A 13,733-nucleotide genomic window follows, 5' to 3' on the forward strand; every position below is an offset into this window, starting at 1 on the left:
GAACAGGACCGTGAAACGCCTTAGCGCCGATGATAGTGCAGATACCTGTGTGAAAGTAGGACACCGCCAGACGCCCCTTAAACAAAGCCCAGCTTGAGACATCAAGCTGGGCTTTGTGCTTTGCGTGCGAGCTTACTCTGCCCCTCGCTACACTGTGGCCAACCTTGGCTACTTGGCAAAGGCATGGCATGCGCGCGCCAAGCGATGGCTTGTGTCCTATAGTACGAGTCGATGACGGTTGTCGTAGCAACAAGACCGGCTCTGCATTAAGATAGGCGTCTTTTTTCGGGTCGTGTCAGAGTGGGTCGTTCACTACTTGTCGCCTCTCCGTGTTGTCCCATGAGATTAACCATGAAGAATCCTCAGATGAAGTCCAACAATGAAACCGCGCTTGGTGCGGCGCTTAAATCTGCTGTCCAGAGTCTTAGCAAGAAAAGCCAGACAGAAATGATTGCGGCACATGTTTATGCCAAGTACGACGTGTTCAAACTATTCCGTCCCTTGGCGCTGGGGATTCATGAGGCCTTGATTGCAGAACTGCCGCAGTTTGATCCGCAACTGGTTTCGCGCATGCTGGCCAACCATTGCCGCAAGCAGCGCTACGTGAAGTCACTGGCGCGTGGTGGCAAACGCTTCGATCTCGCGTTGAAACCGGTGGGTGTGGTCTCGGCCGAGGAAAAAGCGGCCGCCGAGAAAATGTGTCTGCCGAAAGCGGAGAAACCCGCTGTAGTCGCCGCCGAGGTGCCGCAGCCTGTCGCTGACCCAGTGGCTTCCGATGCTTCTGAAGCGTAACGACCGGATGTTGCCAGCCCCTCTCGCGAGGGGTTTTTCTTGTGTGGTGCATGTTTGAGGTGTGGCGATGCTGACCGTTCGTAACGGCGTGCGGGTTGAGGTCTGGCGCGGCGATATCACGCAGCTGGATGTCTCGGCAATCGTGAATGCGGCCAACGTTTCGCTGCGTGGCAGCGGTGGAGTGGACGCGGCGGTGCACCGAGCAGCCGGCGGTGAGCTGCTGTCGGCCTGCTTGCAGCTGAAGGGTTGTGCCGCAGGTGAGATCTGTGTCACGCCGGGCTTTGCCTTGCCTGCGCGCTGGATTTTCCACGCGGTCGGGCCGCGGTGGAAAGGTGGCGAAGACAACGAAGCGCAATTGCTGGCCTCGTGCTATCACAAGAGCCTGCAACTGGCGGCAGAGAAGCAGGTGGCCTCGATTGCCTTCGCCGCCATCAGCTGTGGCGCCAATCACTTTCCGCCGCTGGCTGCGGCAAACATTGCCTGGCATGTGGTGGAAACCTATCTGGCAGCACCGCCGCCGGCGCTGCGCAAGATTGTCTTTGTCGCCTTTGATGAGGAAGTCCATCGTGCTTGGCAGAAGGTGCTGGTCGGCATCAGCTGATACCGACTGGCTGAGAGGACTGGCAACCTGTCGTGCATGCCAGCCGGGAATCCATGCGATCGGATCAATGCTTAGCAAGAATTGGTATTAGCCATCAGCAGTGGCGCTGATTAGAATAAATGGCAATATCTATCGCCATAGAATATGGACTGGAGGAATAAAATGCACATCGCGAATTCTGTAACGGAGCTGATCGGCAATACTCCGCTGGTGCGCCTCAATCGGGTAACCGAGGGCGTAGGGGCGACGGTGGTTGCCAAGCTGGAGTTCTTCAATCCAGGGCACAGCGTCAAGGACCGTATCGCCGTGTCAATGATCGATGCGGCGGAGCAGGCCGGCAAGATCGGGCCGGAGACGGTTATTGTCGAGCCAACATCGGGTAATACCGGTATCGGGCTGGCCATGGTGTGTGCGGCGCGTGGTTACAAGCTGGTGATCACCATGCCGGAGACGATGAGCCGCGAGCGTCGTCAATTGCTGCGCGCCTATGGTGCGGAACTGATTCTGACCCCAGGCCCGGAAGGCATGGGCGGTGCCATCGCCAAGGCCAAGGAACTGGTTGCGGCCAACCCTGAAACCTACTTCCTGCCGCAGCAGTTCGAGAATCCGGCCAACCCTGAGATCCACCGTCAGACTACCGCCGAAGAGGTCTGGCGCGATACTGATGGCCAGATCGATATCTTCGTGGCCGGTGTCGGTACCGGCGGTACCATTACCGGGGTGGGCGAGGTGCTCAAGGCGCGCAAGCCCGGAGTGCAGATTGTGGCGGTCGAGCCGGACGCGTCGCCGGTATTGTCCGGTGGTGTCAAGGGACCGCATCCGATCCAGGGCATTGGCGCCGGTTTTGTGCCGGCAATCCTGAATACCGCGATCTACGATGAAGTGATCCGGGTCAAGAATGATGATGCCTTCGAGACGGCGCGCGCCGTGGCGACCAAGGAAGGTGTGCTGGTGGGGATTTCTTCCGGCGCCGCCGTGTGGGCCGCCTTGCAGCTGGCCAAGCGCCCGGAAAATGCCGGCAAGCTGATCGTGGTGGTGATCCCGTCCTTTGGCGAACGTTACCTGTCGACACCATTATTTGAGCACCTTGCTTGAAGTGAGTGAGCGCAGCGTTACAATAACGACCATGAAACAGATATTCATGGTCGTTTTTATTTTGGGCGCGCTGTCGGCGTGCGCGGTGCTGCCGCCTTTGCCGGGCACCAGTGGCGGTGTCGCGGTGCGGCCGGCCGTCGTGTCGCCATCGCAGCGGCTGTATGAGGAAGCGCAGGCGCTGTCGGCGCGGGTGGCCAAGGGCGAACTGAGCCGGGTGGCGGTTGCCGATCAGCTGGGGGCGCTGCGCGTGCAGCTGGTTGGCCGCAATGCGGTCGATGATGACGTGTTTGCGCTCTATCGCCAGATTGCGGTGCGTCGCGACGCCGGGCAGATTGACGGTGCCAGGGCGCAGCAGCTGATGCAACAGCGCTTGCAGATGTGGCTGGAACGTTGGCCGCGCCTTGCCAGCAAGCCTGCACAGCCGGCCTTCACCAGCTTCATGCTCAAGCTGTACAGCATGCCGGCACTGGGGCAGTGACAAGATGAAACGCAAAACAGCAGGCAGTGCCGCAGTGTGTCCGTGTGGGAGTGGCCAGCTCTATGCCGCCTGTTGTGGCCAGTATCATGGTGGGCAGCCGGTGCCGAACGCCGAGGCCTTGATGCGTTCGCGCTATAGCGCCTTTGTGCTGGGTGACGAAGGTTATCTGCGTCAGAGCTGGGCGGCAGAAAGCTTGCCGGACGAGTCATTGCTGGATGCCGCGGTCAAGTGGCTGGGGCTGACCATCCTGTCGACGGAGGCCGGTGGCGAGCAGGACCAGACCGGCGTGGTCACCTTTGTTGCCCGCTACAAGGTCAACGGCCGTGCCGGGCGGATGCAGGAGCGTAGCCGCTTTGTGCGCGAGCAAGGTTTGTGGCGTTATCTTGATGGCGATGTGGGTGATACCGCCGCCAGCTAGGCGAAATACTCCAGGAGTCCGCTTGTCGGGGCTTGCCGCTGCGCTTGCTGGCGTGGTGAGTGGCGAGAGGTTTGTGTTGCAAGCATGTAAAAAGGCAAGCCGGTCCGGCTTGCCTTTTTGCTTTTGCAGCCAAGGGATGGCTTGGGCGCTTAGCGCGTAGCTTGAGCGATGGCTTCTTTGGCTGCGTTCAGGGCATTGCTGCGGGCGTCGTCGCCCATGGAGACGGCTTCGGCGCGGATGAAACGCACGTCGCTGATGCCGAGGAAGCCGAGTACGGTCTTCAGGTAGTCTTCCTGGAAGTCCATGGCCTGGCCTTGTTCGTTGCTGTAGACTCCGCCGCGAGCGGAGACCACGTAGACGGTCTTGCCGCCAGCCAGGCCCACCGGGCCGGTCTCGGTGTACTTGAAGGTGCGGCCGGCGACCGCAACGCGGTCGATCCAGGCTTTCAGTTGCGACGGGATGGAGAAGTTGTACATCGGTGCGCCGATGACCAGGATCTCGCTGCCGAGGAATTCGCCGATCAGCTGTTCGCTGCGGGCGCGCTCGGTGCGCTGCAGCTCACTCCAGTCGCTCTCCGCGGTAAAGGCGGCGCCGAGGATCTCGCCCGACAGGTGTGGGATCTCGTTGCTGGCCAGGTCGTGGTAGATCACGCCGGTGCTGCCGTGTTGTGCTTGCAGGCTGTCAACCAGCGCGCGGGTCAGCTGGCGGGTAACCGAGTTGTCGTTGAGGACGCTGGAATCAAGGTGCAGGATTTTCATGGTGAGCTCCGTTTCGGGTAAGTGCCGGTTGGCTGTAGCAATGGAACGTATGATAGTTTTTGCGACAATATCGGACTAGACTGCGAAACCGGGAATGATTGTCCTGAAATTGATACCAATGCCAGCGGAGCGCGCACGATGCATGACCTGAACGACCTGTATTTCTTTGCCAAGGTTGTTGAGCACGGTGGTTTCATGGCGGCGGCGCGGCAGATCGGGGTGCCCAAGTCGCGGTTGTCGCGTCGGGTTGCCGAGCTGGAGGCTCGGCTGGGGGTGCAGTTGCTGCAGCGGACGACGCGGCGGCTGGCACTGACCGAGGTGGGGCAGGCCTACTTCCGTCACTGTCAGGCGATGCTGGCCGAGGCGGAGGCGGCGCAGGAGGCGATCGCGCGCGCCACCGACGTGCCGCGCGGCCTGGTGCGGGTGAGCTGCCCGGATCTGCTGGCACAGTCGCTGCTGGCCCCCTTGCTGCCGGAGTTCATGGCGCAGTATCCGGAGGTGCGCATCCTGCTGGAGGTGACCGGGCGCCGTGTCGACCTGATCAATGACGGCATCGATGTCGCGCTGCGGGTGCGCTTGCGGCTGGAAGACAGTGCCAGCATCGTGGCGCGTCCGCTGGGGCAGTCGTCCTCGTTTCTGGTGGCCAGCCCGGCGCTGCTGGCCGAGCGTGGCCTGCCGCAGCGCCCGTCCGATCTGGCGTCATGGCCGGCGCTGGTGATGTCGCGGCCTGACGGTCGCGGTGAGTGGACGATGCATGACGAGGTCGGCCAGCTGTACACCGTGCAACTGGCGTCGCCACGGCTGATGACCGACAACCTGGTGGTGCTGGCACAGGCGGCGATCGATGGCTGCGGCGTGGCGGCGTTGCCGGTGCTGGTCTGCCAGCAGGCGCTGGCCGATGGCCGGCTGCGACGGCTGTTGCCGAATTTCTCCATGCCGGGCGGCATCCTGCACCTGGCTTTTACCGGCCGCCGCCATCTGGTGCCGGCGGTGCGGGTGTTTGTCGACTTCTTGGTGGCGCGTACGCCGCAATGGCATGCGCGCTTCGAATGACGGCTGTTGCGGCCTGCTGCGCGCCGTATGACGCGGTTCGCCACCGCTTGCTGCCGGCAGTGGGGTAAAAAGGCGTCAAGGTTGGCCGCAACGACACATTCGGCGCGCGCCGCGGCGCCGTATTTGTCTCGGGCGCGGGCGACGCTTCTGCTACAATCCTGCCCCCTCCTTATTGAATGAACGGGTTGCACGATGGTTATTCCGGCATGCGGTGTCGATTTTGGCACCTCCAACTCCACGGTCGCCTGTTTCCGCGCCGGGCAGAGCCAGTTGCTGATGCTGGAAGACGACAAGGCGACCCTGCCATCGGTGGTGTTCTTCAATGCCGAGGAAGAGAGCACCGCCTTTGGCCGGGCCGCGATCGGCGAATACCTGGACGGTTACGAGGGGCGGCTGATGCGCTCGCTGAAGAGCCTGCTCGGCACCGGCCTGATGAACGGCCAGACCGAGGTCAACGGTCGTGCGCTGCGTTTCATCGACTTGCTGTCCTCGTTCATCGGCACCCTCAAGCAGCGCGCCGAACAGCAGGCGGGGCAGGCGTTCAGCCGCGCCGTGTTCGGCCGGCCGGTGTTTTTCATCGATGACGATCCGGTCGCCGACCAGCTGGCGCAGGACACGCTGGCCGATGTCGCGCGCCGTGCCGGCTTTCAGGAGGTCGCCTTCCAGTTCGAGCCGATTGCGGCGGCCTTCGACTACGAAAGCCGCATCGAGCGCGAAGAGCTGGTGCTGATCGTCGATATCGGTGGCGGTACTTCCGACTTTTCCTTGGTGCGGCTGTCGCCGCAGCGCCGCCACCTGCTCGATCGCCGTGACGACATCCTCGCCAACGGCGGCGTGCACATCGGCGGTACCGACTTCGACAAGCAGCTGAGCCTGCACAGCGTGATGCCACTGCTGGGCTACCGCACGCGGCTGAAGAACAATGCCGAGGTGCCGTCCGGCTACTACTTCAATCTCGCCACCTGGCACACCATCAACTTTGCCTACACCCGCAAGACACTGGCCGACCTGCAGGGGGTGTACGTCGACGCGCTGGAGCGCGACAAGCTGGACCGGCTGTTTTCGGTGATCAACAAGCGCGCCGGGCACTGGCTGGCGATCCAGGTGGAGGCGGCGAAGATCGCGCTGTCCGACAGCGAGACGCACCAGCTGGCGCTGGACGAGATTGCCGCCGGCCTCACGCACCAGCTGACGCGCAGCCAGTTCGACGAGGCGATCGAGCGCCAGATCGACAGCGTGACGCAGACCATCGACCGCCTGCTGCAGGACGCCGGCATCACCGCCGCGCAGATCGATACCGTGTTCTTTACCGGCGGTGCCAGTGCAGTGCCCTTGCTGCGCGAGCGGGTGGCGGCACTGCTGCCGCAGGCGGCCAAGGTCGAGGGCGACCGTTATGGCAGCATCGGCAGCGGCCTGGCGCTGGACGCGATGCGCCGCTTCGGCTGAGCGGGGCTTGGCTGGCGCCGGTGTGGCGGGCGCTGGCGAAGGGAATTGCGGCCAACCTTGGGGCAAGGTTGGCCGCATTGTCTGCTAGGCCGGACGCGCCGGCAGAGGGGTCTCAGCCGACGAATTCCACCGGCACGAAATAGCTGTGGCCGATGCGGGTCAGCAGCACCTGCGGCTGGCCGGCGACCACGGCACGGAAGGCGCGCGGCAGGCGTTTCCAGTCACGGAACATCATCTTGATCGGGTCGTTGTAGCTGTTCATGGCTTGCTCCTTGCGGTCAGTCCACGGCGTGAATGACGTTGGTCACGACGCCCCAGATAAAGAAACTGGCATCCTCGGGTACTTCGATCGGCTTGAAGGCCGGGTTTTCCGGTAGCAGGCGCACCCGTCCGGCGGAGCGCTCCAGCCGTTTCACCGTCAGTTCGTCATTGATCACCGCCACCACCACCTTGCCGTTGCGCGGCTCCAGCGAGCGGTCGACCACCAGCATGTCGCCATCGTGGATGCCGGCATTGATCATCGAGTCGCCCTTGACGGTGACGAGAAAGGTCGACGCCGGCTTGCGCACCAGGTGCTGGTTGAGGTCGATGTCGGCCTCTTTCAGGTCGTCGGCGGCGACCGGCGAGCCGGCCGGCACGCGGCTGGCAAACAGCGGCAGCGACAGGTTTTTCAGTGCCTCGCCGAGCAGGGCGATGTCGCCGATGCTGCTGTGGTTGATGCTGCGTAGGCTGCGGTATTCGTCCAGCCAGTTTTCCAGTACCGGTTTCAGCGGTTCCGGTACGCGCATGGCGACGGTCTTGTCACCGCCGAAGCGGGATTTGCGACCGGCGCCTTCGCGCTTTCCTCCTTGCGATGACATGTTGCTTCCTCCTTATTTTTGATTGTGTACGAATTCAAAAATGAAGGCAAGCTTAATTGTGGCGCGGGTTGCGGGATTGTGGTTTTTTGGCGTGATCGTTTTCAGATCAATGGCTTGGCGGGGTGGTCGGCCAGCTGGCTGCGGGGGTGAGGCCGGGGATGCCGTGGCGCTTGCCGCGGCAGACCGGCCCGGCGGCGGCTTGCGGCTAACGTTGGCCGCAAGCCGTAGGGGTGAAACGGGCCGGTGTCGCGCCGGCCCATGACGGCTTAGAACCTGTTCAATGCCTGCTGCGCTTCGGCGATACCGCGTTGAAAATGCCTTCGGATGCTCATTGACCCCATGTCAACTCCGCTTCCTCAGGCATTTTCGCCTTGTCTCGCTCTAGCTCGCGAGACTTTGAACAGGTTCTTAGCGGCCTTCACCGGCCTTGATGATTTTCAGGGTGTTGGTGCTGCCCATCAGGCCGACGCTGTCGCCGACGGTGACCACCAGGATGTCGCCCAGTTCGACGCGGCCCTGGTCGATCAGCTTGCGCTCGGCGGCGGCGAGCAGCTTTTTCGAGTCGGCGGCGGTGGGCAGCAGCATCGGGAACACGTCGCGGTACAGCGCCAGGCGGCGATAGGTGCCCACCTCCGGCGTCAGCGCGTAGATCGGCACGCCGCAATTGACGCGGCTCATCCACAGTGCGGTGGAGCCGGTCTGCGTCAGCGCCACCAGCGCGCGCACCGGCAGGTGGTTGGCGGTGAACAGCGCTGCCATGGCGATGGACTGGTCGACGCGGCTGAATTCGCGGTTGAGGAAGGCGCGCTCCAGCTGGTAGTCGGACGAGGTTTCTGCCTCCAGGCAGACGCGCGACATCGACTCCACCGTCTCCACCGGATACTGGCCGGCGGCGGTTTCCGCCGACAGCATCACCGCGTCGGTGCCGTCCAGCACCGCGTTGGCGACGTCGGAGACCTCGGCGCGGGTCGGCACCGGGCTGCTGATCATCGATTCCATCATCTGGGTGGCGGTGATGGTCAGCTTGTTGCGCTCGCGTGCGAGGCGGATCATGCGTTTCTGCAGCGCCGGCACCGCGGCGTCGCCGACTTCCACCGCCAGGTCGCCGCGCGCCACCATGATGCCGTCGGCGGAATCGATCAGGTCGTCGAGGTTGGCGATCGCCTCGCAGCGCTCGATCTTGGCGATGATGCGTGCCTGGCTGCCGGCTGCGTGCACCAGCGTGCGCGCCATGTATAGGTCGGCGCTACTTTTCGGGAACGACACCGCCACGTAGTCGGCTTCCAGCTGTGCCGCGGTCTTGATGTCGTCGATGTCCTTGCCGGTCAGCGCCGGTGCGGTCAGGCCGCCGCCCTGGCGGTTGATGCCCTTGTTGTTGGACAGCACGCCGCCGACCTTGACGCGGGTGTGGATCTGGTTGCCGAGCACCTTTTCCACGGTCAGCACGATGCGGCCATCGTCGAGCAGCAGCACCACGCCGCTGGCGACGTCGTTGGGCAGCTCCTTGTAGTCGAGGCCGACGCGCTGGTCGTCGCCCAGCTCGCAGTCGGCGTCGAGGATGAAGGGCTGGCCGTTGGTGAGCGTGGTCTTGCCGTTGGCGAACTTGCCGACGCGGATTTTCGGGCCCTGCAGGTCGACCATGATCGCCACCGGCACGCCCAGTCGTTCCGCGGTGCTGCGCACCAGTGCGGCACGGTCGATGTGGTCCTGGGCGCTGCCGTGCGAGAAGTTGAGGCGGACGACGTTGACGCCGGCCTGCAGCAGGCGTTCCAGGGTTGCCGGATCGCTGGAGGCGGGGCCGAGGGTGGCGACAATCTTGGTGCGGCGGGTCATGGTGTTGCTCTCCGTTATTGAGTGTCTGTAATTATGGTACGGAATGGCGTTGTAATTAAGTGGCTACAGCGGTAATAAAATTACGCTGCGACAAGGTTGGCCGCAAGCCGTCATCCCGCCGGCACCTGCGACGGCATTCCGCGTGGCAGCGCTCGGGCATAAGCTGTGGCGATACCGGTGTGAGGCGTTGTTTTTGTGCCAAGCAGATTCGTGATTGTAATCAATCACTCGCGTTTTGACGGCGGATTGGCTGCTGTCGCCGCTAACGCGAAATGCTTGCATTCAAGACGCCCTGCCGGGGGCGTGGTAAAGTTGATTGTCTACAAAAAGGGTGATCACGAGTCACCCTGTGATTATTTTGGCGGAATTATTGGCATGAAATGTCTCCGCCGGCGGAATAAAGGAGCGCCTTGTTGTGGTGAATATTGCAGCCCTCGAACCTACCATCGTGTGGGAACACTTTCAGACCCTGTGTGACATTCCTCGTCCTTCCAAACATGAAGCGGCGCTGCGCGACTATCTGAAAGGCTGGGCGGAGTTGCGCGGTCTGGAGACGGTGGTCGACCAGGCCGGCAACCTGATCGTGCGCAAGGCGGCGACGCCGGGTATGGAAGACCGTGTCGGCGTGGTGCTGCAGGGCCACCTCGACATGGTGTGCCAGGCCAATACCGGCACCGTGCACGACTTCTTCAATGACCCGATCCGTCCGTTGCTGAAGGATGGCTGGCTGATCGCGGAAAATACCACGCTGGGGGCCGACAACGGCATCGGCGTGGCGCTGGGGCTGGCGGTACTGACCAGCGACGACATCGCGCACGGCCCGGTGGAAGTGCTGATGACGCTGGACGAAGAGGCCGGCATGGGCGGCGCGCTGGGGTTGGAACCGGGGCTGTTGCAGGGCCGGATGCTGATCAATATCGATACCGAGGAGTGGGGCGAGTTCTACATGGGCTGTGCCGGCGGCATCGATGTCAACGCGCGGCGCAGCTATCAGTCGCAGCCGTTGCCGGCGGGCTTCGAGGTACGCCAGCTGACGGTGGCCGGGCTGGTCGGCGGTCACTCCGGTGCCGATATCCACCTTGGCCGCGGCAATGCCAACAAGGTGCTGATCCGCCTGCTGCGCGAGCTGGAAACGGTCACCGACCTGCGCGTGGCGTCGTTCAATGGCGGCACCGCGCGCAATGCGCTGGCACGCGAGGCCTTTGCCGTGGTGGCCTATCCGGCCGCCGACGGCGACAAGCTGGCGGCGCGGCTGGATGCGTTCCAGGCGCTGATGCGCTTTGAACTGGCCGGTGTCGATGAAGGGGTGAGCATTGCGGCCAACCTTGCCAGCGCCAGCGAGGTGCTGGCACCGACCGACCAGCAGGCGATCTTCCGCGCGCTGCATGCGGCACCGCACGGGGTGAAGCGCATGAGCCAGCGCGTCAGCGGCGTGGTGGAAACGTCCAATAACCTGGGGGTGATCAGCATTGCCGACGGCAAGGTATTCACCAACCTGATGGTGCGCTCGCTGCTGGACAGCGGCTTCCAGAATCTGGCCAGCGAGATCGTCGGCCTGTTCCAGCTGGCCGGTTTCGAGGTGGAAACCGAGGGCGGCTACCCGGGCTGGGCACCGAATCCGGCCTCGCCGCTGCTGGCGCTGTTCCAGCAGGTGTATCGCCAGCAGTTCGGCGCCGATTCCGGGGTGCAGGTGATCCATGCCGGGCTGGAGTGCGGCATCATCGGCGCCAAGTACCCGCAGATGGACATGGTGTCGTTCGGCCCCAATATCCGTGGCGCGCATGCGCCGGGTGAGCGGGTGGAGGTGGCCTCGGTCGGCAAGGCGTGGCAGTTGCTGCAGGCGGTGCTGGCCGCGGTGCCGGCCCGCGCCTGAGCCTGGATCGTGCATCATGAAAAAACCCGCCAACCGGCGGGTTTTTTCATGACCGAGACCGCACGTCAGGCGAGGTCGGTCCTGGTCCGGGTTTCGCGCACGTTGCTGGCGAGGTAGTGCCGGGCGTAATCGAGGAAGGCGTCGGCGCTGAGCGGCCGCGAGTAATAGTAGCCCTGGATCTCGTTGGCGCCGATTTCGAGGATCTTGCGCAGCTCGCTTTCGGTCTCCACGCCTTCGGCGACCACGGAAATGCCCAGCTGGTGCGACAGGTCGGTAATCGCCTGCACGAATAGCGGCAGGCGCTTGTCCCGGTCCAGATGCTTGATGAACGACTTGTCGATCTTGAGCTTGTCGAAATTGAGATCCTTCAGGTAGGAAAACGACGACCAGCCGGTGCCGAAATCGTCCAGCGCGATGCGGATCTGCTTTTCCTTCAGCTGGGTAAAGATCTTGCGGCTGAGCTGCACGTCTTCCAGCGCGATGTTTTCCGTCAGTTCCAGGATCAGCTGGCTGGCGGGCAGCGGGCCGCCCTGCAGCCAGTCGCTGACGCGGTTGACCAGGTTCGGGTTGAAGATCGAGCTGCTGAGGTTGATCGAGAAGTGAATGTGACGCAGGGTGTCGGCTGGGAAGCGGGTGACATCATGGCGCATGCGGCGGAACAGCCACTCGCCCAGCTTTTCGCCCAGCCCGTTTTCCTCGGCGATCTGGATGATGTCCGGTGGGTTGATGAAATTCAGCTTGGGGTGGTTCCAGCGGATCAGCAGCTCCACCCCCAGCTGTTGCGGCTGGCTGATGTTGATGATCGGCTGGTAGCACAGGTACAGCTCGGTATTCTGCGGCTCGGCCAGCAGCTCCTGCAGGTGGCCGGCCAACAGCCGCTTGCGCTGGTACTGGTCGAGCATGAAGCGGTTGAATACCTGGTAGTGCAACTGCTTGTCCTGCTTGGCGCTCAGCAGTGCCAGGTCGGCAAACAGCACCATCTCTTCCACCGAGCTGGCGTGCTGCGGGTACTGGCTGATGCCCATGTTCAGTTTCACGCGGTGGGCCGGGTCTTCGCTGTGCAGCAGCCGTTCGAGCTGGTTGTAGATCTTGCGGGAGTAGGCGAACCAGCTGTAGCCAGACATGTTGCCGAACATCACCAGCGCAAATTCGTCACTGCCGATGCGCGCCAGGTAGACCTCCTCGTTCCGGTGCTGCTGCAGCAGCTCGGCGATCTGCGCCAGCAGCTGGTCGCCGGCGGCGTGGCCGAAGCTGTCGTTGACCTCCTTGAAGCGGCTGAGGTCGACCAGACACAGCACCACCTGCGCCTCCGGCGCCGCAGTCAGCTGCGCCAGCTGGTGCATGAACGCGGCGCGGTTGGGCAGCTGCGTCAGCACGTCGTTCCAGGCCAGGAAGTGCTGTTTTTTCGACTCGCGGAACAGCAGCGCCAGCATGATGAGACTGAACAGCAGCAGGATGCCGATGGCGGCAAAGTTGCGGATCTTGGCTTCGTCCAGCAGGTGGGTTTCCTGCAGCGCATTGGGGCCGGTGAAATTCTGCACCATGATGTCGCGCAGCCGCGGAGTCAGCGCGTCCAGCTCCCGGCTCATCTGCGCCAGCGTCGGGTCGCTCGGGGAGGGCACGGCAATGGCGCGCTCGTGGCGTTGCAGCACGTCGAGAATGCGGCGTACCAGCTCCTCGGCGGCAAAGCGCTGGCGGATCGCCCTGGTGGCCTCGCCGGTCAGGAACACGTCCATGCGGTTCCAGGCGATGTCGTAGCTGAGGCTGAGCTGCTTGCTGTCGGCGTGGCCGGTCTGGTACAGCTTCAGCGTTTCCTGCAGCCGGTAGACGTCGATTTCCAGCTGTGCCAGTGCCCAGGCCGAGGTCTGGGTATTGGTGGTGACGGTGCGGAAGGTGCGCTCATAGTTCCACGTCGACCAAGCGGTCACCGCGAGGAAGGTGCACATGACGGCGGCGAAGAAGAGGAACCTGACTTTGCCCATGATTCATTCGGCTTCTATGGTTCTGGCTTGCCACACCATGTAGTTGTGGTATTTCTCTTGATTGAGCTCGGGGTGCTCGCTCAACGGCAGGATGATCCACAGCGGGCCCTTGTTGCGGCGGCTCATCGGCTGGCCATCGACGTGGGTGGCCAGGATTGCCTGGTATTGCAGCGCCACGGCGGTGGGTATCCTGGCCCAGAAGTCATTCAGCGCGTGAACCTTGAGCGCTTGCGGTGTGATCTGCAACTGCTGGAGCAGGGTGCTGATCGCGACGCCGCGATAGTGGTGCTTGCCGGTGGTCCACGGCGTGGCGGTGATGATGCTGGCTTGTGGCAGTGCGGCAAGCTGTTGCAGGGTGAAGTGGTGTGCTTGCCCGGCGCTGCGGGTCACGGTCAGGATCACGTCGTCGGCCGCCATGGCATGCGCGGCGCTGCCCAGCAGGGCCAGGGTCACAAGACTGTTGCGCCATGTGTTCATTGCTGTGTCCTTTCCGCTGTGTGCTCTGAACGGGGTGTCGCGCGGTGGCGGCCGCTTGCCATCTTGC

14 protein-coding genes are annotated in these 13,733 nt (G+C 63.2%); 8 read left to right on the forward strand and 6 right to left on the reverse strand.

Annotated elements, in window-relative coordinates:
- Nucleotides 1-351 precede the first annotated feature (351 nt).
- The 5 genes from NOM55_RS00005 to NOM55_RS00030 all read left to right on the forward strand — a co-directional run bounded on the left by NOM55_RS00005 (nucleotide 352) and on the right by NOM55_RS00030 (nucleotide 3,384).
- Complete coding sequence (locus NOM55_RS00005; RefSeq protein ID WP_370687847.1) at nucleotides 352-792, forward strand: ProQ/FINO family protein; 441 nt, start codon at nucleotides 352-354, stop codon at nucleotides 790-792.
- Nucleotides 793-859: 67 nt separating this feature from the next.
- Nucleotides 860-1,393 (forward strand): macro domain-containing protein, encoded by a 534-nt coding sequence (locus NOM55_RS00010; protein WP_255907562.1) that lies wholly within the window; start codon nucleotides 860-862, stop codon nucleotides 1,391-1,393.
- A gap of 162 nt (nucleotides 1,394-1,555) precedes the next feature.
- Complete coding sequence (cysK, locus tag NOM55_RS00015) at nucleotides 1,556-2,488, forward strand: cysteine synthase A (protein WP_255906807.1); 933 nt, start codon at nucleotides 1,556-1,558, stop codon at nucleotides 2,486-2,488.
- A 46-nt stretch (nucleotides 2,489-2,534) separates the two neighbouring features.
- On the forward strand, nucleotides 2,535-2,966 hold the full coding sequence (locus NOM55_RS00020) for a hypothetical protein (protein WP_255906808.1): 432 nt from the start codon (nucleotides 2,535-2,537) through the stop codon (nucleotides 2,964-2,966).
- Between the two features lie 4 nt (nucleotides 2,967-2,970).
- Nucleotides 2,971-3,384 (forward strand): YchJ family protein, encoded by a 414-nt coding sequence (locus tag NOM55_RS00030; protein WP_370687848.1) that lies wholly within the window; start codon nucleotides 2,971-2,973, stop codon nucleotides 3,382-3,384.
- Nucleotides 3,385-3,533: 149 nt separating this feature from the next.
- Here NOM55_RS00030 and NOM55_RS00035 read toward each other — a convergent pair whose 3' ends face one another.
- On the reverse strand, nucleotides 3,534-4,142 hold the full coding sequence (locus tag NOM55_RS00035; protein ID WP_047966522.1) for an FMN-dependent NADH-azoreductase: 609 nt from the start codon (nucleotides 4,140-4,142) through the stop codon (nucleotides 3,534-3,536).
- Between the two features lie 138 nt (nucleotides 4,143-4,280).
- Between NOM55_RS00035 and NOM55_RS00040 the strand changes: the two genes are divergently transcribed.
- Both NOM55_RS00040 and NOM55_RS00045 read left to right on the forward strand, forming a co-directional pair.
- Nucleotides 4,281-5,195, forward strand: a complete 915-nt coding sequence (locus tag NOM55_RS00040; protein ID WP_255906809.1) for a LysR family transcriptional regulator — start codon at nucleotides 4,281-4,283, stop codon at nucleotides 5,193-5,195.
- Nucleotides 5,196-5,387: 192 nt separating this feature from the next.
- Nucleotides 5,388-6,641, forward strand: coding sequence for an Hsp70 family protein (locus NOM55_RS00045; RefSeq protein ID WP_255906810.1), 1,254 nt, complete (start codon nucleotides 5,388-5,390; stop codon nucleotides 6,639-6,641).
- Between the two features lie 112 nt (nucleotides 6,642-6,753).
- On the opposite strand, the gene NOM55_RS00050 is transcribed toward NOM55_RS00045, so the two are convergent.
- The 3 genes from NOM55_RS00050 to pyk all read right to left on the reverse strand — a co-directional run bounded on the left by NOM55_RS00050 (nucleotide 6,754) and on the right by pyk (nucleotide 9,334).
- Complete coding sequence (locus tag NOM55_RS00050) at nucleotides 6,754-6,903, reverse strand: hypothetical protein (RefSeq protein ID WP_170152080.1); 150 nt, start codon at nucleotides 6,901-6,903, stop codon at nucleotides 6,754-6,756.
- 16 nt (nucleotides 6,904-6,919) lie between these two features.
- On the reverse strand, nucleotides 6,920-7,501 hold the full coding sequence (locus tag NOM55_RS00055; RefSeq protein ID WP_047966519.1) for a LexA family transcriptional regulator: 582 nt from the start codon (nucleotides 7,499-7,501) through the stop codon (nucleotides 6,920-6,922).
- A 408-nt stretch (nucleotides 7,502-7,909) separates the two neighbouring features.
- Nucleotides 7,910-9,334: a pyruvate kinase gene (gene pyk / locus NOM55_RS00060; protein WP_255906812.1), complete on the reverse strand. Its 1,425-nt coding sequence runs from the start codon at nucleotides 9,332-9,334 to the stop codon at nucleotides 7,910-7,912.
- Nucleotides 9,335-9,752: 418 nt separating this feature from the next.
- Here pyk and NOM55_RS00065 point away from each other — a divergent pair, with 418 nt between their 5' ends.
- On the forward strand, nucleotides 9,753-11,207 hold the full coding sequence (locus NOM55_RS00065) for an aminoacyl-histidine dipeptidase (protein ID WP_255906814.1): 1,455 nt from the start codon (nucleotides 9,753-9,755) through the stop codon (nucleotides 11,205-11,207).
- Nucleotides 11,208-11,272: 65 nt separating this feature from the next.
- Here the strand turns inward: NOM55_RS00065 and NOM55_RS00070 are convergent, their stop codons facing one another.
- Both NOM55_RS00070 and NOM55_RS00075 read right to left on the reverse strand, forming a co-directional pair.
- Complete coding sequence (locus tag NOM55_RS00070) at nucleotides 11,273-13,189, reverse strand: bifunctional diguanylate cyclase/phosphodiesterase (RefSeq protein ID WP_255906815.1); 1,917 nt, start codon at nucleotides 13,187-13,189, stop codon at nucleotides 11,273-11,275.
- A gap of 3 nt (nucleotides 13,190-13,192) precedes the next feature.
- Nucleotides 13,193-13,666 carry a molybdopterin-dependent oxidoreductase gene (locus NOM55_RS00075; RefSeq protein WP_120809498.1) on the reverse strand — a complete coding sequence of 158 codons (474 nt, stop codon included), beginning with the start codon at nucleotides 13,664-13,666 and terminating at the stop codon, nucleotides 13,193-13,195.
- Nucleotides 13,667-13,733 lie beyond the last annotated feature (67 nt).

Source organism: Vogesella sp. AC12 (genome assembly GCF_024437575.1).
In the GTDB taxonomy this organism is placed as follows: Bacteria; Pseudomonadota; Gammaproteobacteria; order Burkholderiales; family Chromobacteriaceae; genus Vogesella; species Vogesella indigofera.

Excerpts from the sequence above, each read along its gene's own strand:
- NOM55_RS00070 (WP_255906815.1), bottom strand. The coding sequence starts at position 13,189 with ATGGGCAAAGTCAGGTTCCTCTTCTTCGCCGCCGTCATGTGCACCTTC.
- NOM55_RS00050 (WP_170152080.1), bottom strand. The coding sequence starts at position 6,903 with ATGAACAGCTACAACGACCCGATCAAGATGATGTTCCGTGACTGGAAA.
- NOM55_RS00010 (WP_255907562.1), top strand. The coding sequence starts at position 860 with ATGCTGACCGTTCGTAACGGCGTGCGGGTTGAGGTCTGGCGCGGCGAT.
- NOM55_RS00040 (WP_255906809.1), top strand. The coding sequence starts at position 4,281 with ATGCATGACCTGAACGACCTGTATTTCTTTGCCAAGGTTGTTGAGCAC.
- NOM55_RS00030 (WP_370687848.1), top strand. The coding sequence starts at position 2,971 with ATGAAACGCAAAACAGCAGGCAGTGCCGCAGTGTGTCCGTGTGGGAGT.
- NOM55_RS00055 (WP_047966519.1), bottom strand. The coding sequence starts at position 7,501 with ATGTCATCGCAAGGAGGAAAGCGCGAAGGCGCCGGTCGCAAATCCCGC.
- NOM55_RS00020 (WP_255906808.1), top strand. The coding sequence starts at position 2,535 with ATGGTCGTTTTTATTTTGGGCGCGCTGTCGGCGTGCGCGGTGCTGCCG.
- NOM55_RS00035 (WP_047966522.1), bottom strand. The coding sequence starts at position 4,142 with ATGAAAATCCTGCACCTTGATTCCAGCGTCCTCAACGACAACTCGGTT.
- NOM55_RS00045 (WP_255906810.1), top strand. The coding sequence starts at position 5,388 with ATGGTTATTCCGGCATGCGGTGTCGATTTTGGCACCTCCAACTCCACG.
- NOM55_RS00075 (WP_120809498.1), bottom strand. The coding sequence starts at position 13,666 with ATGAACACATGGCGCAACAGTCTTGTGACCCTGGCCCTGCTGGGCAGC.
- pyk (WP_255906812.1), bottom strand. The coding sequence starts at position 9,334 with ATGACCCGCCGCACCAAGATTGTCGCCACCCTCGGCCCCGCCTCCAGC.
- cysK (WP_255906807.1), top strand. The coding sequence starts at position 1,556 with ATGCACATCGCGAATTCTGTAACGGAGCTGATCGGCAATACTCCGCTG.
- NOM55_RS00005 (WP_370687847.1), top strand. The coding sequence starts at position 352 with ATGAAGAATCCTCAGATGAAGTCCAACAATGAAACCGCGCTTGGTGCG.